This is a genomic window from Mycobacterium sp. NGS59 (assembly GCF_059812345.1).
In genome coordinates this window covers 13,009-38,134 of sequence record NZ_JCALCN010000012.1, presented here as the reverse complement: position 1 = coordinate 38,134, position 25,126 = coordinate 13,009, and the positions used below count along the sequence as shown (strand labels likewise).

24 protein-coding genes and 1 pseudogene are annotated in these 25,126 nt (G+C 66.9%); 17 read left to right on the top strand and 8 right to left on the bottom strand.

The features are described from left to right. The first annotated feature begins 3 nt into the window (after window positions 1-3). From AC5Y46_RS15090 to AC5Y46_RS15040, 11 genes are read left to right on the top strand one after another with little or no spacing between them, the layout of a single operon-like run. Window positions 4-1,332 carry an MCE family protein gene (locus AC5Y46_RS15090; RefSeq protein WP_499992018.1) on the top strand — a complete coding sequence of 443 codons (1,329 nt, stop codon included), beginning with the start codon at window positions 4-6 and terminating at the stop codon, window positions 1,330-1,332. Next, window positions 1,329-2,369: a virulence factor Mce family protein gene (locus tag AC5Y46_RS15085; RefSeq protein WP_499947028.1), complete on the top strand. Its 1,041-nt coding sequence runs from the start codon at window positions 1,329-1,331 to the stop codon at window positions 2,367-2,369. Before AC5Y46_RS15090 ends, AC5Y46_RS15085 begins: the two co-directional genes overlap by 4 nt. Then, window positions 2,366-3,925 (top strand): virulence factor Mce family protein, encoded by a 1,560-nt coding sequence (locus AC5Y46_RS15080; protein WP_499947027.1) that lies wholly within the window; start codon window positions 2,366-2,368, stop codon window positions 3,923-3,925. The genes AC5Y46_RS15085 and AC5Y46_RS15080 overlap by 4 nt, the downstream gene beginning before the upstream one ends. After that, window positions 3,922-5,532: a virulence factor Mce family protein gene (locus AC5Y46_RS15075; protein WP_499947026.1), complete on the top strand. Its 1,611-nt coding sequence runs from the start codon at window positions 3,922-3,924 to the stop codon at window positions 5,530-5,532. Before AC5Y46_RS15080 ends, AC5Y46_RS15075 begins: the two co-directional genes overlap by 4 nt. Continuing rightward, window positions 5,532-6,692 (top strand): virulence factor Mce family protein, encoded by a 1,161-nt coding sequence (locus AC5Y46_RS15070; protein ID WP_499947025.1) that lies wholly within the window; start codon window positions 5,532-5,534, stop codon window positions 6,690-6,692. Before AC5Y46_RS15075 ends, AC5Y46_RS15070 begins: the two co-directional genes overlap by 1 nt. After that, a complete protein-coding gene (locus AC5Y46_RS15065; protein WP_499947024.1) occupies window positions 6,686-8,245 on the top strand; it encodes an MCE family protein in 1,560 nt (519 codons plus the stop codon). Before AC5Y46_RS15070 ends, AC5Y46_RS15065 begins: the two co-directional genes overlap by 7 nt. Then, complete coding sequence (locus AC5Y46_RS15060; RefSeq protein WP_499947023.1) at window positions 8,215-8,931, top strand: Rv1363c family protein; 717 nt, start codon at window positions 8,215-8,217, stop codon at window positions 8,929-8,931. The genes AC5Y46_RS15065 and AC5Y46_RS15060 overlap by 31 nt, the downstream gene beginning before the upstream one ends. Then, the gene (locus tag AC5Y46_RS15055; protein WP_499947022.1) at window positions 8,928-9,905 is read left to right on the top strand and encodes an RDD family protein; all 978 of its coding nucleotides are present in this window, start codon (window positions 8,928-8,930) and stop codon (window positions 9,903-9,905) included. Before AC5Y46_RS15060 ends, AC5Y46_RS15055 begins: the two co-directional genes overlap by 4 nt. Next, complete coding sequence (locus tag AC5Y46_RS15050; RefSeq protein WP_499947021.1) at window positions 9,902-10,453, top strand: Rv1363c family protein; 552 nt, start codon at window positions 9,902-9,904, stop codon at window positions 10,451-10,453. The genes AC5Y46_RS15055 and AC5Y46_RS15050 overlap by 4 nt, the downstream gene beginning before the upstream one ends. Then, window positions 10,420-11,163 (top strand): mammalian cell entry protein, encoded by a 744-nt coding sequence (locus AC5Y46_RS15045; RefSeq protein ID WP_499947020.1) that lies wholly within the window; start codon window positions 10,420-10,422, stop codon window positions 11,161-11,163. The genes AC5Y46_RS15050 and AC5Y46_RS15045 overlap by 34 nt, the downstream gene beginning before the upstream one ends. Before the next feature lie 12 nt (window positions 11,164-11,175). Further along, window positions 11,176-11,877: a YoaK family protein gene (locus AC5Y46_RS15040; protein WP_499947019.1), complete on the top strand. Its 702-nt coding sequence runs from the start codon at window positions 11,176-11,178 to the stop codon at window positions 11,875-11,877. Here AC5Y46_RS15040 and AC5Y46_RS15035 read toward each other — a convergent pair. The 5 genes and pseudogenes from AC5Y46_RS15035 to AC5Y46_RS15015 all read right to left on the bottom strand — a co-directional run bounded on the left by AC5Y46_RS15035 (window position 11,851) and on the right by AC5Y46_RS15015 (window position 18,018). Beyond that, window positions 11,851-12,954 carry a phosphodiester glycosidase family protein gene (locus AC5Y46_RS15035; protein WP_499947030.1) on the bottom strand — a complete coding sequence of 368 codons (1,104 nt, stop codon included), beginning with the start codon at window positions 12,952-12,954 and terminating at the stop codon, window positions 11,851-11,853. The genes AC5Y46_RS15040 and AC5Y46_RS15035 overlap by 27 nt on opposite strands. An 87-nt stretch (window positions 12,955-13,041) precedes the next feature. Beyond that, window positions 13,042-14,490 (bottom strand): YhgE/Pip domain-containing protein, encoded by a 1,449-nt coding sequence (locus tag AC5Y46_RS15030; RefSeq protein ID WP_499992012.1) that lies wholly within the window; start codon window positions 14,488-14,490, stop codon window positions 13,042-13,044. Between the two features lie 35 nt (window positions 14,491-14,525). Further along, window positions 14,526-15,251, bottom strand: coding sequence for a pirin family protein (locus tag AC5Y46_RS15025; RefSeq protein ID WP_499944085.1), 726 nt, complete (start codon window positions 15,249-15,251; stop codon window positions 14,526-14,528). 258 nt (window positions 15,252-15,509) lie between these two features. Next, complete coding sequence (locus tag AC5Y46_RS15020) at window positions 15,510-16,913, bottom strand: alpha/beta hydrolase domain-containing protein (protein ID WP_499992011.1); 1,404 nt, start codon at window positions 16,911-16,913, stop codon at window positions 15,510-15,512. Next, a pseudogene (locus AC5Y46_RS15015) lies at window positions 16,910-18,018 on the bottom strand (sigma-70 family RNA polymerase sigma factor). Before AC5Y46_RS15015 ends, AC5Y46_RS15020 begins: the two are co-directional and overlap by 4 nt. On the opposite strand from AC5Y46_RS15015, the gene AC5Y46_RS15010 reads away from it, so the two are divergent. The 4 genes from AC5Y46_RS15010 to AC5Y46_RS14995 are packed head-to-tail and all read left to right on the top strand — an operon-like array spanning window position 17,966 to window position 22,160. Further along, a complete protein-coding gene (locus tag AC5Y46_RS15010) occupies window positions 17,966-18,805 on the top strand; it encodes an alpha/beta hydrolase (RefSeq protein ID WP_499992008.1) in 840 nt (279 codons plus the stop codon). The pseudogene AC5Y46_RS15015 and the gene AC5Y46_RS15010 sit on opposite strands and share 53 nt — an antisense overlap. A 33-nt stretch (window positions 18,806-18,838) precedes the next feature. Continuing rightward, complete coding sequence (locus AC5Y46_RS15005; protein WP_499944082.1) at window positions 18,839-19,588, top strand: DUF2786 domain-containing protein; 750 nt, start codon at window positions 18,839-18,841, stop codon at window positions 19,586-19,588. After that, window positions 19,585-20,079 carry a TIGR04338 family metallohydrolase gene (locus AC5Y46_RS15000; RefSeq protein WP_499992004.1) on the top strand — a complete coding sequence of 165 codons (495 nt, stop codon included), beginning with the start codon at window positions 19,585-19,587 and terminating at the stop codon, window positions 20,077-20,079. Before AC5Y46_RS15005 ends, AC5Y46_RS15000 begins: the two co-directional genes overlap by 4 nt. Then, window positions 20,076-22,160, top strand: a complete 2,085-nt coding sequence (locus tag AC5Y46_RS14995) for a glycoside hydrolase family 3 C-terminal domain-containing protein (protein ID WP_499992002.1) — start codon at window positions 20,076-20,078, stop codon at window positions 22,158-22,160. The genes AC5Y46_RS15000 and AC5Y46_RS14995 overlap by 4 nt, the downstream gene beginning before the upstream one ends. Before the next feature lie 29 nt (window positions 22,161-22,189). Here the strand turns inward: AC5Y46_RS14995 and mymT are convergent, their stop codons facing one another. From mymT to AC5Y46_RS14980, 3 genes are all read right to left on the bottom strand, one after another. After that, complete coding sequence (gene mymT / locus AC5Y46_RS14990) at window positions 22,190-22,345, bottom strand: copper-binding metallothionein MymT (protein WP_499992068.1); 156 nt, start codon at window positions 22,343-22,345, stop codon at window positions 22,190-22,192. 76 nt (window positions 22,346-22,421) lie between these two features. Next, the gene (locus AC5Y46_RS14985; protein ID WP_499992067.1) at window positions 22,422-22,958 is read right to left on the bottom strand and encodes an SMP-30/gluconolactonase/LRE family protein; all 537 of its coding nucleotides are present in this window, start codon (window positions 22,956-22,958) and stop codon (window positions 22,422-22,424) included. Window positions 22,959-22,973: 15 nt separating this feature from the next. Next, entirely contained in the window at window positions 22,974-23,267 is a 294-nt protein-coding gene (locus AC5Y46_RS14980; RefSeq protein WP_499992001.1) for a hypothetical protein, read from the bottom strand. Window positions 23,268-23,377: 110 nt separating this feature from the next. Here AC5Y46_RS14980 and AC5Y46_RS14975 point away from each other — a divergent pair, with 110 nt between their 5' ends. Together AC5Y46_RS14975 and AC5Y46_RS14970 are read left to right on the top strand one after the other, a co-directional pair. Further along, window positions 23,378-24,034 (top strand): O-methyltransferase, encoded by a 657-nt coding sequence (locus tag AC5Y46_RS14975; RefSeq protein ID WP_499944079.1) that lies wholly within the window; start codon window positions 23,378-23,380, stop codon window positions 24,032-24,034. Window positions 24,035-24,082: 48 nt separating this feature from the next. Continuing rightward, entirely contained in the window at window positions 24,083-25,060 is a 978-nt protein-coding gene (locus AC5Y46_RS14970) for a LacI family DNA-binding transcriptional regulator (protein WP_499991998.1), read from the top strand. Window positions 25,061-25,126: the final 66 nt, after the last annotated feature.

Sequence of the window (25,126 nt, the reverse complement as noted above, 5' to 3'; positions counted from 1 at the left end):
GCCATGACTGGTCCAGGCAGACAGAACAAGATGCCGAGCACGCCCTACAAGACCATCGGCATCACCGCGCTGGTCGTCCTGCTGCTCGTGCTTTCGCTGGTGTACGTACAGTTCCGCGGCGGATTCACGTCCAAGGACAAGGTGACGATGTTCTCCGAGCGGGCCGGGTTGGTCATCGACCCCGGCTCGAAGGTCACCTACAACGGTGTCCAGATCGGCCGGGTCGGTGACATCACGGAGGTCTCCCGCAACGGGAAGCCGGCCGCGAAGTTCACGCTGGAGATCTACCCCCAGTACCTCGGGCCCAACGGCGTGGTGCCGGAGAACGTGGACACCCAGATCAAGGCCACCACTGTGTTCGGTGGCAAGTACGTGTCGCTGACGACGCCCAAGGACGACAAGGGCAACATCGTCTCGCGCGGGCACCTGTCGTCGAACAGCACCATCAACGCCACGGCGGTGACCACCGAGATCAACACGGTGTTCCAGACGCTGACCGACATCTCCCAGAAGGTCGACCCGGTCAAGCTGAACCTGACGCTGAGCGCGGCGGCGCAGGCGCTGACCGGGCTGGGCGACCGGTTCGGCCAGTCGATCGTCAACGGCAACGCGATCCTCGACGACATCAACCCGCAGATGCCCCAGGCCCGCCGCGACATCCAGGCGCTGGCCTCCCTTGGTGACGTCTACGCGGACGCGGCACCGGAACTGCTGGACTTCCTGAACAATTCGACGACCACCGCGCGCAGCATCAACGCGCAGCAGCGGGACCTGGACCAGGCGCTGCTGGCCGCCGCCGGCTTCGGCAACACCGGTGCCGACATCTTCGAGCGCGGCGGACCCTACCTGGCCCGCGGTGCCGCCGACCTGGTGCCGACGGCTCAACTACTGGACACGTACAGCCCGGAGCTGTACTGCACGCTGCGCAACTACCACGACGTCGAACCGACGGTCCGGACGTTCCTCGGCGGCAACGGCTACTCGCTGAACACCCACTCCGAGATCCTGTCCGCGCTGGGTGCGATGCTCAACCCGGTTTCGCTGGTGCCGCTGTTGCTCTCCCAGGTCGGCGGGCTGGCCGCGGGCCTGGTCGGCGGCGCACCGAACCCCTACATGTATCCGGAGAATCTGCCGCGGGTTGCCGCGCACGGTGGCCCGGGTGGTGCCCCCGGCTGTTGGCAGCAGATCACCCGCCAACTGTGGCCGGCACCGGAATTGGTGATGGACACCGGCAACAGCATCGCGCCGTACAACCACTTGGATACCGGTTCGCCCTACGTGCTCGAGTACGTCTGGGGCCGTCAAGTAGGGGACAACACGATCAACCCATGAAAATCACCGGGACTCTCGTCAAGCTCAGCATCTTCGCATTCGTGCTGTTGCTGTTCAGCGTCATGATCATCGTGGTGTTCGGTCAGATCCGCTTCGACCGGACCACCAGCTACTCCGCGGAGTTCAGCAACGTCAGTGGGCTGCGGGCGGGTCAGTTCGTGCGGGCCTCCGGGGTGGAGATCGGCAAGGTGAAGAACCTCGAGCTGCTCGACGGCGGCCGGCGGGTCAAGGTGGACTTCGACGTCGACCGCGCAATCCCGCTGTACCAGTCGACGACCGCCCAGATCCGCTACCTGGACCTGATCGGCAACCGCTACCTCGAGCTGCGGCGCGGCGAGGGCGACGGCGCGGACAAGGTGATGTCGGCGGGCGGACTCATCCCGCTGTCGCGCACGTCCCCGGCACTGGACCTGGACGCGCTGATCGGTGGATTCAAACCGGTGTTCCGGGCACTGAACCCGGAGAAGGTCAACACCATCGCGTCGTCGTTGATCACGGTCTTCCAGGGCCAGGGCGGCACGATCAACGACATCTTGAACCAGACCGCGTCGCTCACCAATCAACTCGCCGAGCGGGACCAGGCGATCGGCGAAGTGATCAAGAACCTGAACACCGTGCTGGACACCACTGTCCGGCACCGCAAGGACTTCGACCAGACCGTCAACAATCTCGAGGTGCTGATCACCGGGCTGAAGGACCACAGTGACGGCCTCGCCGGCGGCACCGCGAACATCAGCAACGCCGCTGGGACGGTGGCCGATCTGCTGGCCGAGGACCGTGCACTCCTGCACAAGACCATCAACTACCTGGACGCCGTGCAGCAGCCGCTGGTCGATCAGCGGCAGCAGCTCAACGACTTCCTACAGCGCGTGCCGTCCGCGTTGAACCTGATTGGCCGGTCCATCGGCTCCTACGGTGACTTCGTCAACTTCTACTCCTGCGACATCAGCCTCCGGATCAACGGTCTGCAACCCGGTGGACCGGTCCGCACCGTCCGGCTCTTCCACCAGCCGACAGGAAGGTGCTCGCCGCAATGAGAACGTTGGAGCCGCCCAACCGGCTGAAGATCGGGTTGATGGGCATCCTGGTGACGCTGTTGGTGATCGGCGTCGGCCAGAGCTTCACCAGCGTGCCGATGCTGATGGCAAAGCCCAGTTACTACGGGCAGTTCACTGACACCGGCGGCATGAACAAGGGCGACAAGGTGCGCATCGCCGGCATGGACGTCGGCAAAATCGAGGCGATCAAGATCGACGGCGATCACATCGTGATGAAGTTCTCGATCGGCACTCAGAGCATCGGTACCGAGAGCCGGCTGCAGATCCGCACCGACACGCTGCTGGGCAAGAAGGTCCTGGAGATCGAGGCGAAGGGTAACCAGCCGCTGCGACCCAACGGCGTGCTGCCGCTGGGTCAGAGCACCACGCCCTACCAGATCTACGACGCCTTCCTGGACGTCACCACCGCGGCCAGAGGCTGGAACATCGACACCGTCAAGCAGTCGTTGCACGTGCTGTCGGAAACCATCGACCAGACCTACCCGCAGCTCAGCCCCGCGCTGGAAGGTGTGTCCAAGTTCTCCGACACCCTGGGCAAGCGTGACGACGAACTCAAGCATCTGCTCGCTCAGGCCAACCAGGTGGCGAGCGTGCTCGGCGATCGCAGCCAGCAGGTGGACCGGTTGCTGGTCAACGCCAAGACGCTGCTCGCCGCCTTCAATGACCGCGGCCGTGCCATCGACGCCCTGCTGGGCAACATCGCCTACTTCTCAACGCAGGTTCAAGGCTTCATCAACGACAACCCGAACCTCAACCACGTGCTGGAGCAGTTGCGCACCGTCAGTGATGTGCTGGTCGCGCGCAAACAGGACCTGGCCGACGGCCTGCAGATGGTCGGCGGGTTCCTGCCGTCGTTGAACGAGTCGATCGCGTCCGGACCGTTCTTCAAGGTCGTGATTCACAACCTGGTCCCGGGTCAGATCATCCAGCCGTTCATCGACGCCGCGTTCAAGAAGCGCGGGCTGGACCCGGAGAACTTCTGGCGCGGAGCCGGCCTGCCGGCCTACCGGTTCCCCGACCCCAACGGGACCCGGTTCCCCAACGGCGCCCCGCCGCCGGGACCGCTGGTGCTGGAAGGCACCCCGGAACACCCGGGACCGGCCGTGCCGCCGGGAACGCCGTGCTCGTACACGCCGCCCGCAGACGGCATCCCGACGCCCGGGAACCCGTTGCCCTGCATCGGGCTCAACAACGGTCCGTTCGGTGGGGTCGGGTTCCCTGGACCCAACGTCGCGGCTTCGCCGCCCAACCCGAACGGCGTCCCGTACATTCCGGGCATCCCGATCGCCGGACGCCCGGGCGAGCCGGCGCCGGACGTGCAGGGCACCCCCGTTCCGCTGCCGCCGAACACCCCACCGGGCTCGCGCACCGAGCCGCTGGGACCGGCGGGACCGGTGGGGCCACCGTCGACCTTCGCCCCTGGCCTGCCTCCGGGTCCGGCAGCGCCGCCTGGGCCGGGGAACCAGCTGCCGGCGCCATTCATCAATCCCGGTGGGACCGGTGGCAGTGGCGTAGTGGGAGGTAGCCAGAATTGAGCACCATCTTTGACGTCCGCAACATCCGGTTGCCGCGCCTGAACCGGGTGACGGTGATCGTCGGGATCCTGGTGGTGATCCTCGCGCTGGTCGCCGTGTTCGTCGGGTTCAAGCTGTACATGAAGCTGACGACGAACACCGTGACGGCCTATTTCTCCCAGGCCAACGCGCTGTACGCCGGCGACAAGGTCCAGATCATGGGCATGAAGGTCGGCACGATCGACAAGATCGAGCCGGCCGGCGACAAGATGAAAGTGACGTTCCACTACGAGAACAAGTACAAGGTTCCGCTGGACGCCCACGCGATCATCCTCAACCCGACGCTGGTGGCGTCCCGCGCGATCCAATTGGAGCCGGTCTACAAAGGCGGACCCGTGCTGCCCAACCGCGCCGAGATCAAGATCGACCACACTCAGGTGCCGGTGGAGTGGGACGAGCTGCGCAACAGCATCACCAACATCATCTCCAAGCTGGGCCCCACAAAAGAGCAGCCGCAGGGGCCGTTCGGTGAGGTGATCAACTCATTCGCCAACGGGTTGTCGGGCAAGGGCCGACAACTGAATTCGACACTTGACAATCTGTCCAAGGCTCTGACGGCGCTGAATGAGGGGCGCGGGGACTTCTTCGCCGTGGTCAAGAGCCTGGCCCAGTTCGTCAACGCATTGCACCAGGACGACAAGCAGTTCGTGGCGCTCAACCAGAACCTGGCCGATGTCACCGGGCGGCTGGCCAGCACCGACGGTGCGCTGGCGGCGGCGATCCGCCAGTTCGACGAGCTCCTGACCACGATCCGGCCGTTCCTGGACAAGAACCGCGAGGTGTTGACTCACGACGTCAACAATCTGGCCGAGGCGACCACCGCATTGTTGCAACCGGAGTCCTACAACGGACTGGAGACCGCGTTGCACGTGTTGCCGACGGCTGCGGCCAACGTGAACCAGATCTATCACCCGTCGCATGGTTCGTTGGTCGCCGTTCCGGAGATCACCAGCTTCGCCAACCCGATGCAGTTCATCTGCAGTTCGGTGCAGGCCGGTAGCCGGTTGGGGTATCAGGAGTCCGCGGAGTTGTGCGCGCAGTACCTCGCGCCGATCCTCGACTCGATCAAGTTCAACTACTTCCCGTTCGGGTTGAACACGTTCAGCACCGCCGAAGTGCTGCCCAAGATGGTGGCCTATTCCGAGGAGCGGCTGCGCCCGCCCAACGGCTACAAGGACACCACCGTGCCCGGCATCTGGGTGCCCGACACCCCGCTGTCGCACCGCAACACCCAGCAGGGTTGGGTGGTGGCCCCCGGCATGCAGGGGGTCAAGGTCGGGCCGATCACCGCGGGTCTGATGACCCCGGAGTCGCTGGCCGAGCTGATGGGCGGGCCGGACATCGGGCCGATCCAGTCCACCTTGCAGACCCCGCCGGGACCGCCCAACGCCTATGACGAGTACCCGGTGGTGCCGCCGGTGGCGCTCAACGCGCCAGTACCGGTGCAGCCGCCGCCGCCCGGACCGGGCGTGGTCCCGGGTCCGGTGGCTCCGACCCCGGCGGCCCCCGGGCCGGCACTGAACGCACCGGTGGGCGCACCGTTGCCGGCTGAGGCAGGAGGCCGGTGATGCGGGTGCTGCGCAAGATGCGCTATCGCAGCTGGCAGGTGCTGGTGCTGCTGCTGGCGGCGCTGATGCTGAGTTCCTGCGGTTGGAAGGGCATCTCCCAGGTGGCCATTCCCGGCGCACCGGGCAGCGGGGACGGCGCCTACGTCGTCTACGCCCAGGTACCCGACACGCTGGCGATCAACGGCAACAGCAAGGTGATGGTCGCCGACGTCGAGGTGGGTTCGATCCGCAAGATCGAACTGAAGAACTGGATCGCCACCCTGACGCTGGGCCTGAAGAAGGACACCAAGCTCCCCAGGAACGCGCTGCTCAAGATCGGCCAGACCAGCTTGCTGGGGTCGCAGCACGTGGAGCTGATATCCCCGGAAAAGCCGGAGGGTCAGCTGAAGAACGGCGACGTGATCGCGCTGAAGAACTCGTCGGTCTATCCGAACATCGAGCAGACGCTGGCAGTGATCTCGCTGATCCTGCGCGGCGGCGGCATCCCCAACCTGGAGGTGCTGCAGAACGAGATCTACACGATCTTCAAAGGCCGGGGCGAGCAGATCCGCGACTTCCTGGGCAAGCTCGACACCTTCACCAGGCAGCTCAACGAGCAACGCGACGACATCACCCACGCGATCGACTCGACGAACCGGCTGCTGGGCTACGTCGGCAACCGCAACGACGTGCTGGAACGGGTGCTGACCGACTTCCCGCCGCTGATCAAGCACTTCGCCGACACGAAGAACCTGCTGATCAACGCGGTGGACTCGGTCGGGCGACTGAGCCAGGTCGCCGACCAGTACCTGTCGGAGACGCGTGCCAACCTGCACACCGATCTGCAGCTGCTGCAATGCCCGCTGCGGGAGCTGGGCCGCGGGTCGCCATACCTGATCGGCGCGCTGAAGCTGATCCTGACGCAGCCGTTCGACATCGACACGGTGCCGAAGATGTTCCGTGGCGACTACCAGAACGTGAACGCCACGATCGATGTGACGCTCAGTTCGGTGGACAACGCGGTGCTGACCGGTACCGGGTTCTCCGGACTGCTGCGGGCGATCGAGCAGTCGTTCGGACGTGATCCCGAGTCGATGATCCCGGACGTCCGCTACACGTCGAACCCGAACAACGCACCGGGCGGACCGCTGGTGGAGAGGGCGGAGCGAGGCCAATGCTGACTCCTTTCATCAGACGCCAGTTGCTGCTGTTCCTGGCTTTGACGGTGGTGGCGCTGTCGGTGCTGGGCATCTACTACCTGCAGATTCCCACCCTGGTCGGGATCGGACGCTACGAACTCTCGGCGAACCTGCCGGCGTCGGGCGGTCTGTACCCGACGGCCAACGTGACCTACCGGGGCATCACCATCGGCAAGGTCACAGAGGTCGAGCCGACCGCCTGGGGAGCCAAGGCGAAGCTGAGCATCGACAGCCGCTACAAGATCCCCGTCGACGCCACCGCCAACGTGCACTCGGTGTCGGCGGTCGGTGAGCAGTACCTGGACCTGGTCTCGGAAGGGAACCCGGGAAAGTTCTTCGCCGAGGGCCAGACCATCACGAAAGGTACCGTGCCCAGCGAGATCGGGCCGGCGCTGGACACCGCCAACCGCGGCCTCGCGGTGCTGCCCAAGGAGAAGATCCCGCAGCTGCTCGACGAGACTGCCCTGGCGGTGGGTGGACTGGGCCCGGCGCTGCAGCGGTTGGTGGACGCCACGCAGGCGATCGTCGGTGATTTCCGCACCCAGATCCAGGACGTCGACGACCTCATCCAGCACTCGGGACCGGTCCTGCAGAGCCAGGTGGACTCGGGCGACGCGATCCGGCGCTGGTCGCACAACCTCAATGTGCTGGCCGCGCAGAGCGCCGCGGAGGATCAGCACCTGCGTAGCGTGCTGACCCAGGCCGCGCCGACGGCCGATCAGGTGAACGAGGTGTTCACCGACGTGCGGGATTCGTTACCGCAGACGCTGGCGAACCTGGAGGTCGTGTTCGACCTGCTCAAGCGCTATCACAAAGGCCTCGAACAGGTGGTGGTGTTCCTGCCGCAGGGTGCCTCGATCGCCCAGACGGTGGCCGCGCCCTTCCCCAACCAGGCCGCCCTCGACCTGGCGCTGGCCATCAACCAACCGCCGCCGTGCCTGACCGGGTTCATTCCGGCCGAGCAGTGGCGCTCGTTCGCCGACACCAGCGTGCAGCCGTTGCCGGTCGGGACGTACTGCAAGATCCCGATGGACACGCCGGCGAACAGCGTGCGTGGATCGCGCAACATCCCGTGTGTCGACGTGCCGGGCAAGCGGGCCGCCACACCCAAGGAGTGCCGCAGCACCAAGCCCTACGAGCCGGCCGGTACCAACCCCTGGTACGGCGACCCGAACCAGCTGCTGTCCTGCCCGGCGCCGGCGGCACGCTGCGACCAGCCGGTGAAGCCCGGATTGGTGGTGCCGGCGCCGTCGGTGAACAACGGCATGAACCCCATGCCAGCGGACAGGCTGCCTCCGGGCGGGCAGACGCCGCCACCGGTCAGCGACCCGCTGACGCGACCCGGCACGGGTGCCGTGCAGTGCAACGGCCAACAGCCCAATCCCTGCGTTTACACTCCGGGCGGGCCCCCGTCAGCCGTGTACAGCCCGCAGAGCGGTGAGCTGGTAGGGCCCGACGGGGTGAGATACTCCGTCGAGAACTCAACCAAAACAGGAGACGACGGATGGATGGAGATGCTGGCACCGGCCGGCTGAACCCCATCGACGAGGACGACTCGACTAGTTCTGCAGCGGCGACCCCGGACACCGAAGTGTCCGAGGCCCCGCCTGGTTCTGAGGTGACGGATGCGGACTCGGCTGAGACCGAGACCGCTGCGACGGGGGAGTCCGAGGCCGGGGAAATAGCCGAGGAAGAGGTTCCTGCGGGTGTCGACAGGCGCCCGTCGCGGGTCAACCGCGCCTGGCTGGCGACGATCGCTGCACTAATGATCCTGTTCAGTGGCGCCCTGGCGGCTGGCGGCTACGTGGCGCTGCGCTATCACCAGGACTTTCAGGCAAGCGCGCGCAACGCCGCGACGGCACTGCAGATCGCCAAGGATTGCGTGGTGGCGACCCAGGCGCCGGACACCAACACCATGGCCGCCAGCGAACAGAAGATCATCGACTGCGGCACCGACCAGTACCGCACCCAGGCCCTGCTCTACAGCAGCATGCTGGTGCAGGCATATCAGGCCGCCAACGTGCACCTCAAGGTGTCGGACATGCGCGCGGCGGTGGAACGCAACCACCCGGACGGTTCGATCGACATACTCGTCGCGCTGCGGGTCAAGCTGTCCAACGATCAGGCGGAGGATCAGGAGGCGGGTTACCGCCTGCGGGTCAGGATGGCGCCCGTCGACGGCACCTACAAGATCTCGAAGCTCGAACAGGTGATGAAGTGACGGTGGTGGTCGAGGACATCCAGACCACGGAGATCACCCAGGACTTACCCGAAAAAGCCTTGGCGTCATGGCGATTGCGCGCCGCCGCATTCTGTGTGGACGTCCTGCCGGGCTTCGCCGCGGCCGCGTCGGCGGCGGTGGTGTCGTTCGCGCTGCCGGCGCGCGACGCGTGGTGGTGGGTTTGCGTGTCGGTGCTGGGCGCGGTCGTGCTGGCCGTCCTGGTCAATCGGTTGTTGCTGCCGACGATCACCGGCTGGAGTCTGGGCCGGGCGCTGTTCGGGATTGCGGTGTCGCGGAATGACGGCGCGCCGATCAGCCCGTGGCGGTTGCTGCTGCGAGACCTGGCGCACCTGCTCGATACCGCGGCGCTGTTCATCGGCTGGTTCTGGCCGCTGTGGGATTCCGAGCGCCGCACCTTCGCCGACATGCTCGCCCGCACTGAAGTGCTGCGCGTCGTCCCCCACGAACACCCCGACAAGGTACGGCAGTGGACGGTGGTCGCCCTGCTCGCCGCTGCGACGGTGTGCCTGGATGCCTTCGGCCTCGGCTACCAGCTGGGATACGCGCCGGCCCGGGCGACCGACCAGGCGCGCGCCGAGATCTCCACCCAGGGGCCCAGGATCGTCGCGCAGATGCTGACTTACGATCCGGCGACCCTGCATGACGACTTCGCCCGCGCCCTTTCGCTGACCACCGACCGCTACCGGCACGAGATGGCCGCGCAGCAGCAGACGGTGGAGAAGGGCCATCCGGTGATCAACGAGTATTGGGCCACGGCGAGCTCGATCCTCTCGGCGGCACCGGACCGCGTGACGATGCTGCTGTTCATGCATGGCCGACGTGGGGCCGGGCCCGAGACGCGCTACATCACCGCCAGCCTGCGGGTGAAGTTCGCCAAAGACCGCGACGGCCATTGGCGCGTCGACGATCTCAACGTCCTGGCCAAGCCGAAACCGCCGGGAGGCGGGAAGTGAGTCCCCGCCGCAAGTTCACCCCCGGTGAGGATTCGCTGCTGATCGCGCAGCCCGTGCCGCCGCGGCACTGGGAACTGCGGATCGTCACCGTCGCCGCGACCTTGGTGATGGTCGCCGCGCTCACGCTCTGCACCCTGATGACGATCCGTCACGAGATCCGGGCGCGGACCGCGGAACGGGAGACCTCGGCACTGAACTACGTGAAGTGGTTCATGACCGGGTTCACCTCGATCGACCCGTTCCATGCCAACGACTACATCGACCGGATCCTGGGCCAGGCGACGGGCGACTTCCACAAGCAGTACGAAGAGCAGGCCAACCAGATCCTGTTGCAGGTCGCTCGTGCGGAACGGGCCACCGGCACGGTGCTGGAAGCCGGGGTGGAGCGGTGGAACGACGACGGGAGTGTGACGGTGTTGGTCGCCACCGACGTCACCTCCAAGTCGCCGGACGGCAAACAGGTCTTCGAGAGCACCAACCGTTGGTCGGCAACGGCTAAGCAGGAAGGGAATCAGTGGAAGATAAGCAACCTGCTGCAGGTGATCTGACCGTCGCGGACGCCGAAGAGGAAACCCAGGTCGACGTCGGGGTGGACGAGAGCGACGCGGTAGACGAGACCGACTCGGCCCCGGACGAAAGCGACTCGGCCCCGGACGATTCCGATTCGGCGGACGAGACCGACTCGGCCGCAGACGATTCCGACTCGGACGAGTCGGCGTCCCCGGCGCCGGTCAAGAAGAAACGGACCGGCCGCTGGGTCGCGGCGGTGGTCGCGCTGTTGACCGTGCTGTTCGTCGGTTCCGCGGCATTCGCCGGCGCGACCGTCCAGCCGTACCTCGCCGAGCGTGCCGACGTCGCGGTCAAGTTCGAGGTGGCGCAGGCCGCGGCGAAAGCGGTCACCACCCTGTGGAGCTACACACCAGAGAACATGGATACTCTCTCCGATCGGGCGGACAACTACCTGACCGGCGACTTCCGCGCTCGGTACCGCAAGATCATTGAGCAAATAGCGGGGCCCAACAAGCAGGCCAAGGTCACCAATTCCACCGAGGTCACCGGCGTCGCCGTGGAATCACTGAACGGGCCGAATGCCACCGCCATCGTCTACACCAACACCTCCACCACCAGCCCGCTGAGGAAGAACATCCCGACGCTGCAGTACCTCGCCTACCGGCTCATGATGAAGCTCGATGACGGCCGCTGGAAGGTGACCACCATGAACACCATCACCTCGCTGGACGTCACGCCCCACCTGTAGCGGACCGGCGCGATGGTCGCGACGTCCCCGGTCTCCAACCGGTCAACCGTTACAGCGTTGCTGCTGTTGACCTTCTCGACCGGTTTGGCCGATGCGATCAGCGTCCTGGTGCTCGGTCACGTGTTCGTGGCCAACATGACCGGCAACGTGATCTTCCTCGGCTTCTGGTTCGCCCGGAATACCAACGTGGACCTGACCGCAGCCGTCGTGGTCTTCCCGGCCTTCGTCGCCGGAGCCATTCTCGGGGGCAGGCTGATGCGCCACTACGGGGACCGCACCCGGTCCTGGCTGACCAGCGCACTGGGCATCGAGACGGGGTTGTTGACGGCGTTGTCGGCCGGGGCGGGCGCCGGTGTGCTGGGCTACCAGGACAACACCAAACTGTTCCTGATCGCCGGGATGGCGACCGCCTACGGCCTGCAGCACGCCACCGCACGCCAATTCGGCATCCAGGAACTCACCACGACGGTGCTCACGTCGACGATCGTGGGACTGGGGGTCGACAGCAGGCTGGCCGGCGGCACCGGCAACCGCGAAAAGCTGCGCTACAGCGTGGTTTTGACGATGTGCGCCGGCGCGGCGCTGGGTGCGACGATATCGCGGTTCGCGGTCGCGCCGGTGTTGGGGCTGGCGGCGGCCGTCGTCGGCGTCAGCCTGCTGATCTTTCGGTTCGGGCCGGCGGCGGGCTCAGTTGAAAGCGAGCCAGCTGGGTAGCGCCCGCTCGCGCGAATCGCACAGCACCTGGCGGGTGTCGCAGGATCCCTTGGGTGCGCCCGCGCCGGCCCACATGCCCCCGGTGTCGCGGCGCAGCACGATCGCCGACGAGCCACCCCCGTCGAGCAGTACCGCGGTGTCGCTGCCCAGGCCGCGGAACAGGTCCTGGATGTTGTCGGGGGTGTAGTTGCCGCCCTCGAAGATGTACATCTCGTCCTTTTGCCTGTTGTAAGCCAGCGCCGTGCGGGCCGCGCTGGGCCCGCCGTCGTGCAACTGGGCGGTGTTGCCGGGCGACAACAGGCCGATGCCGGCCACCGCGACGAACTTCGCGTTCTTGTCGAGCAGCTCCTGGATCGCCGGCGTCGCCAGGTCGTAGTCCTCTCTGCCCTTGGGCCGCAACACATATGGCGCACCACCGACCGGCAGAATCATCGTCGTCAGCGAGGTCCAGGACTCGTTGCCTCCGGATAGACCCTGCTTGCCCGGATAGGCCACGGTGCCGGTGACGGCCTGATTGGCCCGGCCCTGACCGCGGGTGTTGTCCACAAATGCACCCAGCGGTGAACTGCAGCCGGTATCGCGCCACGAGCCGCCCTTCTGGCCGCGCACGTCGAAGAAGTTGGCGTTGATCGCGATCGTCGGCTGTCCCATCCGCGCCCAGGCCTGCAGCGGCGCGTAGACCTCGGATGCCTGCCAGAGTCCTTCGCCGGTGCGGGCGCCGGCGTTGTTCTCACACCGGGCCTGGTCACCTCGATGGGTGTCCACCAGCAGATGCGGCTGCAACCGGCCGGAGGCCTGCTTGAGGATCATCAGGTGACCGCCGTTGCCCATCTCGTACCAGTGGCCGGCGCCGTCGAGGAGCGGCATGGGGTGGCCGCCGCCGAAGTTGTAGACCAGGTAGCTGCCCTTGGTGGTGGTGATGGCCTGCTCGAGCAGTTCACGGGCATCGGCAGCGCGTGCCAGCGGCTGGCCCGTGGTGCTGCTCAGGGCGACGAAGGCGGCGAAGGCGGCGCAACTTGCCGTCAGTCTGCGCAACACGGCAGATGGCGTCAGCACGAGAAGCCCTTTCGGCCTGATTGGGGGAAGCAACCCTCTCAGGATTAGTCACATCCGTCACACTGTCAACATAAGTCACAGGCGCGTGACGGTTCGGCCGCGCTGGAATTACGTTTGCCCGCTTGGGGTTTCGGCCTCGGGTTCGGCTTCGGTCTCGGGTTCGGCTTCGGCTTCGGTCTCGGTCGTGTCTTCGGCTTCGGTTTCGGTTTCGCGCGTTGTCTCTCTGGCCCTTTCCCGGGCCTGGTGCTGGGCCTGGTGTTCGGCGGCGATCGCGAGCGCGGCCGCACCCTGGATTCGGTGAAATCCCTTGCGGTCGTAGAGGTGCGTAACGATCCCACCCAGCAACAGTCCGATCACCAGGCCGATCGACGTCTTCAGCAACGCCTGGGACAAGCCGGCATCCGCGTGGCCGTCGAAGTAGAGCAGCGAACGCACGCCGAGAAATACCTGATGCATCGGCTCGAACTCGGCAAGCCATCGGAAGAACGGCGGAACGGCTTCCAGCGGTACCGTCGCACCGGCCGAGGGCAACCCGAGGATGACGAAGATCAGCATGCTGACCAGCAGACCCATCGAACCCAGCACCGCGATCAGCGAACTCGACGTGATGCCCACCGCGCTGATGGCGAACACCCCGTAGAGCCACAGTTTCCAGCCCAGCGTGATGGGCATGCCCAACTTGTCGGCGATGGCCATGTACACACCCGATGTGAGCAACGCCAGCACCACCATCAGTCCCCACTTGACCAGCAAGGTGCTGAACCGGGAGATCCTGACCTGCCCGGCGAATCGATACACCGGACCGAATTCGGCAGGCACATAACCGAGCATCGAATCCACCAGAGTGCTGACCACGATGCTGCCGGTGAAGCCGGCCAGCAACAGCAACAGCGCATAGTAGAAGGCCGACAGGCCGTTTCCGGTGCCCGCAGGCAGTGGGTTGTGTACGGTCGACTTGATCTCGATCGGGTTGGCCACGGCCAGCAGGGCTGCGCCGGCCACCGGCGCCCCGCCGGCGCGGGCTACCACATCAGCCGAAAGTCCTTCGCCCAACTTGGTATTCGCCGTCGTCGCGACCTGAGTCAAGGTCTGGTTGGCGATGCTCGAGCCGAGCGTGCCCGCGCGGGGATTGGTCGAGATCGTGATCGTGGCGCGTTCCCCGCGGCTGGCTGTCAACGCGCTTTCGCCGAGCTCGTGCAGCGTCGACGAAAACGACACGGGGATAACCATTTCGCCGTATACCTGGGCACTGTCGAGGAGTTGTCTGCCTTCGGCCAGCGAGACCACCCGAACGTCGAACTTCTCCTTGTCCAGCTTGGCCACCATGGCATCGACGACCTGTTTGCCATACGGCCCGGCATCCTGGTTGACGACGGCGATCGGAAAATGCCGCAGATTGGTGGTCGGATTCAGGATGCCGCCGAGATACAGCGCGGACAGTGCGGATAACAGCGCCAGTGTGATGACGATCGGCGCCAGCCAGAACCGCACCTTCCGAAGCGACCCTGTGTTCCGATCGGGTTTGGGCATGGCGTGCCGAGGCTGCTTCTGAGACATGGGGACTCCTGTCGGTCGTGCCCACTCTAATGTGATCAGCCGCCGAGCTCGGCGTGCATCTCCCACACCAGGACCTCGCAGTCGTGCCGCGCGGTGATCCGCCGCGCACCGGCGTCGGTGCCGCGGACGGCATCGCCGGCGCCGAGTTCGCCGACGTCCTCGACAGTCAGTGCGCCCCGGGCGACGAACACATGCAGATACGGTGCCGACGGCAGCTCCACCGTGCCGCCCGGCCCCAGCCGGGCGACGTGCAGAGCGGCGTCCCGATTGTGCAGGGTGAGTGCGGCATCGCGTCCGGGGATGCCCGAAGCGACGGTGACCAGCTTCCCGTCGTGTAGCCGGTCGCCGATGTCGAGTTGCTGGTAGCTCGGCGCGATGGCGGACTGGTCGGGCGACACCCACATCTGGACGAAATGTACTGGCGTGCTTTCGGATTCGTTGGTCTCTGAGTGCAGGATGCCGCTGCCGGCCGACATGCGTTGCGCGAGGCCGGGATAGACGATGCCGTGGTTGCCGGACGAATCCCGATGGGTGAGTTCGCCGTCCAGCACCCAGGTGACGATCTCCATGTCCCGGTGCGGGTGCGAGTCGAACCCGGTGCCGGGTGCGACGACGTCGTCGTTGTTGACCAGTAGCAGTCCGTGATGGGTGTTGTCGGGGTCGTAGTAGTCGCCGAACGAGAAGGAATGCCGGGATTCCAGCCAGGGAGTGGTAGTGATCGCCCGGTCGGCTGCTCGCCGGATGTCCACGGTGGCAGGCATGGGTTCTACAGTAGTGCGGCGGGCGGGCGCGGTAGCGGCGGAGCCTCGGTTGTGAACCGTTGGCTTCTATTGTGAACATACGGTTTTCGGGGTGAAGCCAGGGCGGGATAATCGCAGAAAGTCCGCCCTGGGTTCACCCGCAACGCCATAACTTCACCCGCAAAGCCGTAGCTTCACCCGCAACGCCGTAGCTTCACGCGCAAAGCCGTACACACGTCCGCGTGACAACAGCGCGAGCGGCCGGCGCAGGCCGTGCACCTAGGCGTGCGGGTATGTCGCCGCGGCGAGTTGCAGGATCTCGTCGCGATCGGCCGCCAGGAGAAAACCGGCGTCGATCGCCTCGTCGAGCGAGAGTGTGAAGCCGGCCAGGTATTCCTCCGCGCCGCCCGGGTACAGCCGGCGCAACGTGTCCTCGTCGAAGGGTTCGCCGGATCCGAAGATCGCCGCCATGATGTTCTCCTCGGCGCTGACCCCCGACGTTCGGGCGATCGGGATGTCCACCCACGGGGTCCGGACGCCTCCCGCGGCGATGCCGTGGGTGTCCAGGACCGGCTCCGGGAGTTCGCCCTCGCGCACCTCCAGCAGCGGCCCACTGGGCGGTGCCGCGCCGGTGCGGACCCAGTTGTGCAACCCGGCCAGGGCCGCCTGCACCACGTAGTGATGCTGCGGCCCGAAGTTGATGTAGTGGTCGAGTTGCTGGCCCATCAGGCTCTTGGTGGGTGTGTAGCCGGCCGCGAGGTCCTCGATCGGCGCCGAACCCGAATCGATGGCGGCGACCTGGATCGTGTAGTTGTCGGCGTGCGCGGCGCCGGCGATCTCCCAGACCCGCAGCAGGTCGTTGTCGGGTTGCCTGGCGAAGTAATAACCCTGCGGCGTCGTCCCGAACAGGTCGGTTTCGGTGATGACCGTGAGCAGCGGGACGCGCTGATCCGGCCGGAACTTGACCGATCCGGACGGGCCGTTGAGCAGCTCGAAGATGGATCGGTTGTCCACGGGCGCGGCGGGCCCGAAGCGCGAATGCACCAGGAACCCGTCGTACACCTCGGCGAGCGGATCGACGGCGTTGACGTAACTGGTCAAGAACATCGCCGACTGCGATTCGCCAAGGGCCACAACGTGTTCGGCGCTCAGCCCGCCCAGAAGCTCCGGACCCGCGTCTCGGACCAGCCGGCCGGCCTGGGAGAAGATGTCGTAGGCGAACGCGTCGCCGGGGTGGTTCAGGCCGGCGTAGCGTTCGGGACCCTGGCTCTTCAGGGACATGTCCATGTCCAGCAGGTTCATCCCGCCGTCGACGCCGACCTTCTGGACCGAGACCATGACATAGGCGTAGCCCGCCCGGATCACCTCGCGGTGCGCCATCATCCAGACCGCCGGAGCGTCGATGCCGCCACTGACGTTGAGCCATTCCACCAGCGCCGTGCCGTTGAACTTCGCGTGGTCGGTGGGCGTCAGCACCACGAGGCGAGTGGTGTAATCGGCTGTAGCCGAAGGCTTTACGTCCCAGCGGCCATCAGGACCCAGCTCACCGTCCGGGACGTAGGACACCGCCGTCCCCGAGACGAAGAACTCGTTAACCTCATAACCCACCGCGCCGATGTCGAAGGCTCCCAACAGAAGTAGCGGCTTACCGGGCATCGGTGCGACGGTGGGCGTATCTGTCATAGCGACTCCGGTAATCCGAACTTGGCGAACAACGACTCGTCGAGGAACGCGACGACGTGTGACACGCCGTCGCTGCGGACATCCAGCACGTGCAGTTGGAACGGCACATGCCGGTCGCCCGCGCGCATGTACAGCGCGGCAGCCGGCTGCCCATTGGCCACCAGCGGGACCATGCGCATATCACCCGGCACCTCGGCGGGGCACTTCTGGTGGATGAGGGTGACGATGTCCCGAGCCCCGCGATACCAACCCGTGTAGGGCGGCATCTCCCAGATCGCCTCGGCCGTGAACAGTTCCACCAGCCGGTCGATGTCGTAGGCCTCGAATGCCGAGATGTAGCGGGCCAGCAGGTCCTGGGCCTCGGCCGATTCCGGGGCGGCCAACCGGTCCTCAGAACTGGGTCCGACGGCGTCGAGCTGGGTGCGGGCCCGCTGCAGCAGGCTGTTGACGGCGACGGTGGTGGTGCCGATCGCCTCGGCTACCTCGGCGGCCTTCCACTGCAGCACGTCGCGCAGCAACAACACGGCTCGCTGCCGGGGCGAGAGGTGCTGCAGCGCGGCCACGAACGCCAGCCGTACCGATTCCCGCTGGCCGACAACCTGCGACGGGTCGGTCGGGTCGTCCCCTTGCGGCAGGGGCTCCAGCCAGGGCACTTCGGCCCGCTCGACCAGCTCCGCCGTCGGGTCCGAGCTGGTCGTGCCCAGCCCGGTGGGCAGCGGGCGGCGCTGCCGTCCCTCCAGCGCGGTCAGGCAGGTGTTGGTGGCGATGCGGTGCAACCAGGTGCGTACCGAGGATTTGCCCTCGAACCGGTCATAGGATTTCCACGCCCGCAGCAGCGTCTCCTGCACCAGATCCTCGGCGTCGTGCAGCGAGCCCGTCATCCGGTAGCAGTGCGCCAGCAGTTCCCGCCGGTAGGGCTCGGCGTGGGCGGAGAAATCCCCGGTGGGGCCGGACGCGGTGTCTTCGGTGAGAACACTCACCCGGTCGAGACTACGCAGAGTCTGCGACAACTCCACGCGAGGAGTGGGCCTCATTCGCCTAAGCTGCCCTCAATGACTACCACCCGCACGGAACGGACCTTCGACGGTGTCGGCGGAGTGCGCATCGTCTACGACGTCTGGACGCCGGACGTCGCGCCGCGCGCGGTGGTGGTGCTGGCCCACGGATTCGGCGAGCATGCCCGGCGCTACGACCACGTCACGCAACGATTGGGGGCGGCCGGGTTGGTCACCTACGCCCTCGACCACCGCGGCCACGGACGATCCGGCGGCAAGCGGGTGCAGGTCAGAGACGTCTCGGAGTTCACCGCCGACCTGGACACCCTGGTCGGCATCGCGACCCGGGAGAACCCGGGTTGCAAACGCATCGTGCTGGGCCACAGCATGGGCGGCGCGATCGTGTTCGCCTACGGCGTGGAACGTCCGGACAACTACGACTTGATGGTGCTGTCGGCGCCGGCGATCGCCGCGCAGGAGCTGGTGCCGAAGGTGGTGTCGGTGGCAGCCAAGGTGCTGGGGGTGCTGGCACCCGGACTGCCGGTGCAGGCGCTGGACACCGACGCCATCTCCCGCGACGCGGACGTGGTCAAGGCGTACTACGACGACCCGCTGGTCTACCACGGCAAGGTCCCGGCCGGTATGGGGCGGGCCCTGCTTTCGGTGGGCGAGACGATGTCGGCGCGGGCACCGGCGATCACCGTGCCGTTGCTGGTGGTGCACGGCACCGGCGATCGGCTGATCCCGATCAGCGGCAGCCGCCAACTCATCCTCTGTGTGGGCTCCGACGACGTCCAGCTCAAGGAATACCCCGAGCTCTACCACGAGGTCTTCAACGAGCCCGAGCAGGACCAGGTGCTCGACGACGTCGTGTCGTGGATCAACTTACGGTTGTGAGGCCTGTCGGACCCCTCGGTTAGTTTGACTCCCATGACCGACGACAAGATGCTGTCCCGTATCGCGGCACTGCTGCGTCAGGCTGAAGGCACCGACAACCCGCACGAATCCGATGCGTTCCTGAGCGCCGCGCAGCGGCTGGCGACGGCGGCGTCCATCGACCTGGCGGTGGCGCGTTCCCATTCGGCTAACCGCTCTGCAGCCCAGGCCCCCACCCAGCGCACCATCACCATCGGCACCGCGGGCACCCGCGGATTGCGCACCTATGTGCAACTTTTCGTGCTGATCGCCTCGGCCAACGACGTGCGTTGTGACATCGCGTCCAACTCCACGTTCCTCTACGCCTACGGGTTCGCCGAGGACATCGACGCCGCGCACGCGTTGTACGCCAGCCTGGTGGTCCAGATGGTTCGCGCCTCGGACGCCTACCTGGCATCCGGCGCGCACCGACCGACACCCACCATCACCGCGCGGCTGAACTTCCAGCTCGCGTTCGGGGTGCGGGTCGGTCAGCGGCTGCTCGAGGCCCGCGAACAGGCCCGCCAGGAGGTGAGCAAGGACCGTGCCCGCGCCCCTGGAACGGCGATTGCGTTGCGGGACAAGGAAGTCGAGCTGCGCGACCACTACCGCAGCACGTCGCAGGCGCGCGGCACCTGGCAGGCCAGCCGGGCCACCGCCGGGTACTCCTCGGCGGCCCGGCGCGCGGGTGACCGGGCCGGTCGGCGGGCGCGGCTGGGTAACAGCCCGGAGTTGCCGGGTGCGCGGACCGCACTGGGCCGGTGACGCGGGATTCCCAGCGCGCCAAGGTCTATGCGGCCGAGGTCTTCGTCCGCACCATGTTCGACCGTGCCGCCGAGCACGGGTCGTCCAGCGTGGAGTTCTTCGGCACGCAGTTGACGCTGCCGCCGGAGGGACGGTTCGCGTCGGTGGCGTCGGTGCAGCGCTACGTCGACGACGTGCTCGCGCTGCCGGCGGTCCGTGGCCAGTGGCCGGACGTGTCACCGCTGCGGGTGCGCGCGCGCCGTGCGGCCACCGCGGCGCACTACGAAAACCGCGACGGCGCAGGCACTGTCGCCGTTCCGGATCGGGATACCGCCGACTGGGCGATGCGGGAGTTGGTGGTGCTGCACGAGGTTGCACACCACCTGTGCCAGGTGGCACCTGCGCACGGACCGGAGTTCGTGGCCACGATGTGTGAGTTGACGGAGTTGGTGATGGGTCCCGAAGTCGGCTACGTGCTCAGGGTCGTGTACGCGAAAGAGGGTGTGTCGTGACCGATCCGGACGTGCGCGCCCGCGAGGTCGAGGCGCAGCTCACCGACGACGAGCGTTTCGCCCTGCTGGTCGGCGTGATGGGCGCCGGGGACATGTGGCCGCTGCGCGACGAGCGCATTCCGCCCGACGTCCCGATGAGCGCCGGCTACGTGCCCGGTATCGACCGGCTGGGCGTGCCGGCGTTGCTGATGAGCGATGCCGGGCTCGGCGTCACGAATCCCGGATTCCGCCCGGGCGACACCGCCACCGCCCTCCCGGCCGGCCTGGCGCTGGCGGCGAGTTTCAACCCGGGGCTGGCCCGCGCCGCGGGCTCGGTGATCGGCGCGGAAGCACGGGCCCGCGGGTTCAACGTCCAGCTGGCCGGCGCGATGAACCTGGCCCGCGACCCGCGCAACGGCCGAAATTTCGAATACTTCTCCGAGGACCCGTTTTTGACCGCGGTCATGGCCGGCGAGCAGGTCGTCGGCATCCAAGCGCAGGGCGTCATCTCGACCGTGAAGCACTTCTCGCTGAACTGCAACGAGACCAACCGGCACTGGCTGGACGCGCTGATCGACCCCGACGCGCACCGCGAGTCCGACCTGCTTGCGTTCGAGATCGCGATCGAGCGCGGCCGGCCCGGTGCGGTGATGGCCGCCTACAACAAGGTCAACGGCACGTACTGCGCGGCCAACGACGTGCTGCTGAACGACGTGCTCAAGGGTGCGTGGGGATTCCGCGGCTGGGTGATGTCGGACTGGGGCGGGACGCCGAGCTGGGAGTGCGCACTGGGCGGGCTCGACCAGGAATGCGGCGCGCAGATCGACGCATTGCTGTGGCAGGCCGAGACGTTCGGCGAGCCACTGCGCGCCGCCGTTGCCGACGGACGGCTGCCCCGCGAGCGGTTGTCGGACATGGTGCGACGCATCCTGCGCTCCGTGTTCGCGGTCGGGGTGGACCGCCGGGAGTCGGTGCCCACCCCGGACATGAACGCACACAACGACATTGCCGCCGACATCGCCCGTCAGGGCATCGTGCTGCTGCAGAACCGGGGCGTGTTGCCTTTGCCGTCCGCGTCCCCGATCGCCGTCATCGGCGGTCATGCGCATCTGGGCGTGCCGGCCGGGTACGGATCCAGCACCGTGCTGCCGCCCGGCGGCTACGCGGGTGTGGTCCCGATCGGCGGGACGGGTTTGGAAGCAGGCATGCGCCAGTTGTATCTGTTGCCGTCGAGCCCGCTCGAAGAACTGCGAAAGCTCCTGCCGCAAGCACAGTTCGACTTCGATCCCGGCATCAACCCCGCCGAGGCGGTCCCGGTGGCGCGGCGCGCCGACATCGCGATCGTGTTCGCGATCCGTGCCGAAGGCGAGGGATCCGACGGTGCGGACCTGTCGTTGCCGTGGGGCCAGGACGCGTTGATCGCGGCCGTGGCGGCCGCCAACCCGAACACGGTGGTGGTGCTCGAGACCGGCAATCCGGTGACGATGCCGTGGCGTGATTCGGTAGACGCCATCGTGCAGGCCTGGTATCCCGGTCAGCAGGGCGGCCGGGCCATCGCGGAAGTACTTGCCGGACAGGTGAACCCGTCGGGGCGGCTACCGGTGACCTTCCCGGCCGACCTGGGTCAGACGCCCCGGCCGGACCTGGGGACGCCGAGCACCATTGACTACTCCGAGGGCGCCGAGGTCGGCTATCGATGGTTCGCGGCCACCGGGCAGGAGCCCATGTTCGCGTTCGGACATGGCCTGTCCTACACCACCTTCGACTACCGCGACCTGACCGTGTCCGGACCGGACGCGGTGACGGCCACCTGCACCGTTGTCAACACCGGCGAGCGGGCCGGAGCCGAGGTGGCGCAGCTGTACCTGATCGGCGCTCCGGACGGAAAGTGCTGCCGGCTGCTGGGTTTCGAGCGGATCGAACTCGAGCCCGGCGAGTCGCGCCAGGTGCACATCGAAGCCGAACCGCGGCTGCTGGCCCGGTACCGCGACGGCCAGTGGCGGATCAGGCCCGGCCGGCACACGGTTGCCGTCGCAGCCTCGGCGACGGATCTGAAATTGACCGCGGAGATCGAGTTGGCCGGGCGTACGTTCGGAAGCTGAAGGGCCGCCGAACGCACGACCTGCCCGCCCTACTGGACCGGGACCAGTGCCTCCCCGCAGGTGCAGCGGTACGGCTCGGTGGCTCCGGAGCAGTGACAGGGGACCTCGACGCGAACGCGGCAGCCGCAGCCTTCGTGGCCGCAGGTCAACACGGTGTCAGCTTCGTGAGTTGCCATTGGTATCACCTTCATCTGTTGGGAATAGTCGGAGGTGTTGCCTCCGACTCCACTATATACCCCATAGGGGTACCCGGTAAAGGGGTCACGGCGATCCGGCGGCCGGGACGTCGACCCTGGCCTGTCTGACCCACCCGGTGGAGTCGCCGCCCAGGAAGCCCTCGTGGGTCGTCCGGTCGACCACCAGGTAGAGCGTGCGTCCGTCCTCCCCGCCCAGGGCGGGTGCGACCGCCCATGCGTCGACCCCGATACGGTGGGTGACGGTTCCGCCCTGCACCACCCGCAGAAACTCGGCGGTGTCGTAGCAACCGACCCACACCCCTCCTTCGACGTCGACGCAGAGCCCGTCGGGGTGACGCCGCGGACCCAGATCGGCGAAAACGTCTGGCGGGCCGAGGCTTCCGTCCGGATGGATGGGGAAGGTGAGGATCCGGGCGCCCTTGGTGTCACTGACGACGAGCGTGGTCCCGTCGGGCAGCAACGCCATGCCGTTGGGCAGCGCGAGTCGTTCGGCGACTACCCGGACCGTTCCGTCGGAGCCGACCAGACCGATGTTGCCGGCCACGCCGTTCGGGTTGAGCTGGTACAGGTCGACGTAGATGCGGCCGTCGGGGGTGACCAGCAGATCGTTCGTGGATTAGGCGAGATGGCTCAGATCGTGGGTGGTGGTCAGGTTTCCCTGCGGATCGACGAAGTACATCGTCGGAGCTCCGAGGGCAGAGACCACGAGGGTTCCGTCAGGCAGCCAGCCGAGCCCGGACGGCTTCTCGACCTCGGCCTCGACGACGAGTTCGCCACCGGGACCCGCCGAGTACACCCGCCCCGCCGGCCCGTCGGTGAACCACAGTCGGCCGTCGCGCCACCGGGGTCCTTCGCCGTAGACGATGCCGTCGAGGAACGGCAGTGCTTCGATCGGTGCAATTGCGGTCATCGCCCGGACACCTCCGGTCAACGCAAGTTCAGCGGATATTTCAACGTCGTCCCGCGGCCCGAAATTGTCAATAAAATTGTGAAAGACCGCAAAGTGGCTAGCGTTGGTCTATGCCCGCAGATGCAACCCCGCAAGCCGTCGATGCGTTCTTGGACAGCACGCTGATCGGCCTTGATCCGGCGTTGGCCGCGGCCGTCGAGGCCAGCGACGACGCCGGGCTGCCGCACATCGCGGTGTCGGCGCAGCAGGGCAAGTTCCTGTGTCTGCTGGCTTCGGCCATGCAGGCGCACCGCATTCTCGAACTCGGCACGCTGGGCGGGTACAGCACCATCTGGCTGGCCCGCGGTGCCGGACCGCAGGGTCGGGTGGTCACCCTCGAATACGATCCGCAGCGCGCGCAGGTGGCCCGGTCCAACCTGGAGCGGGCCGGGCTCGGCGATCGGGTGCAGGTCGTGACCGGTGCGGCGCTGGACACCTTGCCGACCGTGACCGGCGGTCCGTTCGACCTGGTGTTCATCGACGCGGACAAGGAAAACAATGCCGCCTACCTGGAATGGGCGATCAAGTTGGGGCGCCCGGGCACGGTGATCGTGGTGGACAACGTGATCCGCAGCGGCCGGATCCTGACCGAATCCGACGGCGGCCGGGTCGCCGCGACCCGCGGCACGCTGCAGATGATGGGGGAGCACCCGCGGCTGGACACCGCGGTGCTGCAGACCGTCGGCGGGAAGGGCTGGGACGGTTTCGCGCTGGCGCTGGTGCGTTGAGACGTACATTGAACCGGTCATCGAATGTCGTCGCGAGGGGCTTCGCCGATGGGCTTGAACGGCAGGAGTAGGCCGACGACGGCCGATGTGGCGCGGCTGGCCAACGTCTCGACCGCGACGGTCAGCTACGTGCTCAACAACTCTGCCGGACGGATGATTTCGGCGCAGACACGCGCCGCAGTACGTGACGCGGCCGCCGAACTGGGCTACCGGCCGAACCTGGCGGCGCGCAATCTCGCCCGCGGTCGCAGCGGCGTGGTGTTGTACATCGTGCCGCGGCTCGCCGGCGGCGAGATGCCCATGCAGGTCGGAACTCACATGACCACGGAGTTGACCCGGCGGGGAATCATGCAGGTGCAGCTCTTCGAGACCGAGCAGGACGACACCGTCGCCGACGCGATCAACCAGTTGCAGCCGATCGCAGTGACGAGCCTGTTTCCGTTGAGCCGCAAGGCATCCGATGCCGTGCGGGCCGCGACCATTCCCTACATCTGTTTCCACACCCTGCCCGGGCTCGGCGATCCGCAGTATTCGATCGGACAGCTGCGCGTCGACCATCTCGTCTCGCGGGGTCACCGCAACCTCGCGTTCGCCTACACCGGTGAGGTTCGGTGGCGGGCGCTCGGTGACTACTGGATCGACGGCATCCGGCGCGCGGCACACGGGCATCGGCTGCCTGACGTCGTGGTGGGCGAACTGATGCCGAACAACAGCGCCGACGTGGTACGCGACTGGCACGCCCGCGGCGTCACCGCGGTCTGCGCACAAAGTGACGAGGTGGCCTTCGTGGTGCTCGACGGCGTGCGACGCGCGGGACTGCGTTGCCCCGAGGATCTGGCCGTGATCGGTGTCGACGCCACCGCCCTGTCCCCGTTCAGCGTGCCGGCCCTGACCACGGTGGCCTTCGACCGGACGGCGATCGCCGAAGTGGCTTTGCGGGCGGTGCTGCAGCAACTGAACTTTCCCGACGAATCACCTCCGCCGGCACCGGGCATCGCGACGCTGATCGTGCGCGAGTCCACCTAGGCACAGACGCTGGACTCCCTTCGGTTAAGCGCGTAACCTCGCGGGCAACCGGCCGCTGCCCAACGA